This is a genomic window from Mycobacterium sp. TH-M116 (assembly GCF_057473685.1).
In genome coordinates this window covers 1-2421 of record NZ_JBYCLC010000262.1, presented here as the reverse complement: position 1 = coordinate 2421, position 2421 = coordinate 1, and the positions used below count along the sequence as shown (strand labels likewise).

Sequence of the window (2421 nt, the reverse complement as noted above, 5' to 3'; positions counted from 1 at the left end):
AGCTGGTGGTGCCCGCCGAGCGGGCCGACTTCGGCTGGACCGTCGTGGATGCCACCGGATGGCCGGAAAGCCAACTGGCCGAGGCGATCGACACCGTGGTGAGTCACGCGTTCGATCTGGCAACCGAGATCCCCCTGCGGGCGAGGCTTTTCCGCCTGGCCGACGACGACTACGTGTACGTCTCCGTCGTGCACCACATCGCCGCCGACGGATGGTCGATCACCCCGTTGGTCAACGACCTGGGGGCGGCCTACGTCAGCCGATGCGCGGGGCAGGCCCCCGGCTGGGCCGATCTGACGGTGCAGTACGTCGACTACACGCTGTGGCAGCGCGCGCAGCTCGGCGATCTCGATGATGAGGACAGTCGCATCGCCGAGCAGCTGGCCTACTGGGAGGATGCGCTGGCCGGCATGCCCGAGCACCTGCAGCTGCCCACCGATCGGCCCTACCCGCCGGTCGCCGACTACCGCGGCGCCACGCTGACGGTGGACTGGCCGGCCGAGCTGCAGCAGCAGGTCGCCCGGGTGGCCCGCGAGCACAACGCGACCAGCTTCATGGTGCTGCAAGCCGCCCTCGCGGCGCTGCTGTCGGGGCTGAGTGCCAGCAGCGAGGTGGCGGTGGGATTCCCGATCGCCGGGCGCGGCGACGCGGCGCTGGACGAGCTGGTGGGCTTTTTCGTCAACACCCTGGTGCTGCGGGTCGACCTGGCCGGTGACCCCAGCGTCGCCGAGCTGCTGGCCCAGGTGCGCCGGCGCAGCCTGGCCGCCTACGAACATCAGGACGTGCCCTTCGAGCTGCTGGTGGAGCGGCTCAGGCCGACGCGGAGCCTGACCCATCACCCGCTCGTACAGGTGATGCTGGCCTGGCAGAACTTCGCCTGGCAGGACACCGACGCCGCCGGGTTGGCCCTGGGCGACCTGCAGGTCACCCCGCTGCCGGTGGACACCCACACCGCCCGCATGGATCTGACGTTCAACCTGGCCGACCGCTGGAGCGAGACCGGTGAACCCGTCGGAATCGGCGGGACGGTCGAGTTCCGCACCGACGTGTTCGACGCGGAGACCATCCGCACCCTGATCGAGCGGTTCGAGCGGGTGTTGATGGTGATGACCGCTGATCCGGCTCGGCGGCTCTCGTCGATGGACGTGCTCGACGAGGCCGAGCACGCCCGGCTGGACGGGTGGGGCAATCGGGCGGCCCTGACCCAGCCGATGGGCGCGCCGGTGTCGATTCCGGCGGCGTTCGCCGTGCAGGTCGCGCGCGCTCCGGAGGCGACGGCAGTGACCTTCGAAGGCTCGTCGCTGACGTACCGGGAGCTGGACGAGGCGGCCGACCGGTTGGCGCAGCTGTTGGCCGGCCGTGGCGCGGGCCCCGGGCAGCGGGTGGCGGTGCTCTTACCCCGTTCGGCGCAGGCGATCGTGGCGATCGTGGCGGTGGCGAAAACCGGGGCGGCGTATGTGCCGATCGATCCGGCGGTGCCGGAGGCCCGGATGGGCTTCGTGCTCGGTGATGCCGCGCCGATCGCCGCGGTCACGACAGGCGAGTTGCGCCCGCGGCTGGACGGGCGCGATCTGTCGGTCGTCGACGTCGATGATCTCGAAGGCTCCGCTGTCGCGTCCCCGTCCCGGGCATCCCTGCCGGTCCCGGGTCCGGACGACGTCGCGTATCTCATTTACACCTCCGGGACCACCGGTACCCCGAAGGGGGTGGCCATCCCGCATCGCAACGTGACCCGGTTGCTGGAGACCCTGGACGCCGACCTGGGGTTGGCGGGGCAGGTGTGGTCGCAATGTCATTCGTTGGCGTTCGACTTCTCGGTGTGGGAAATGTGGGGGGCGTTGCTGTACGGCGGCCGGGTGGTGGTGGTGCCCGACGCGGTGGTGCGCTCGCCGGAGGATCTGCACGCGGTGCTGGCCGCTGAGCGGGTCACCATGTTGAGCCAGACCCCGTCGGCCTTTTATGCGCTGCAGGCCGCCGATGCGTTGGTGCCCGAGCGGGGTCCGCAGCTCACACTCGAGACCGTGGTATTCGGCGGCGAGGCGCTGGAACCCCAACGGCTGCGGTCCTGGCGGCAGAATCACCCGGGCTTGCCGCGGCTGATCAACATGTACGGGATCACCGAGACGACGGTGCACGCCTCGTTCCGGGAGATCCTGGCTGCCGACGTGGACAACACGGCGAGTCCGATCGGGGTGCCGCTGGCCCATCTCGGCTTCTTCGTACTGGATAGGCACCTGCGGCAAATACCGGTCGGTGTGGTGGGGGAGTTGTATGTGGCCGGGGCGGGGGTGGCCGCGGGCTACGTGGGCCGCGCCGGTCTGAGTGCGACGCGGTTTGTGGCGTGTCCGTTCGGGGCGCCGGGGGCGCGGATGTATCGCACCGGGGACCTGGTGTGGTGGGGTGCGGACGGTCAGCTTCGCT

The 2421-nt window shown here is 70.3% G+C and carries 1 protein-coding gene; it reads left to right on the top strand.

Translation table 11 applies throughout. The features are described from left to right. The coding region (locus tag AC2VOK_RS13180) for a non-ribosomal peptide synthetase (protein WP_428900874.1) at positions 1-2421 on the top strand (2421 nt) is incomplete at both ends.